We start from the raw sequence: 264 nt of genomic DNA on the forward strand, positions 1-264 counted from the left end.
CTGCGACGGGTTCTTCTTCAAGGGCCGGCACATCGCGGTGGTCGGCGGCGGCGACACCGCCATGGAGGAGGCCACCTTCCTGTCCCGCTTCGCCGAGAGGGTCACCATCGTTCACCGCCGCGACACCCTGCGGGCCTCCAAGGCCATGCAGGAGCGGGCCTTCGCCGACGACAAGATCGAGTTCGTGTGGAACAGCGAGGTCGCCGAGCTGCACGAGGACGGCGGCAAGCTGTCCGGGCTGACCCTGCGCGACACCACCACCGG

The 264-nt window shown here is 69.3% G+C and carries 1 protein-coding gene; it reads left to right on the forward strand.

Going from position 1 to position 264, the window contains the following annotated elements:
• A partial coding sequence (locus tag AC2CJA_RS27435; RefSeq protein ID WP_484605305.1) for an NAD(P)/FAD-dependent oxidoreductase occupies window positions 1–264 on the forward strand: 264 nt, incomplete at both ends.

Source organism: Streptomyces sp. ATLC9 (assembly GCF_057196705.1).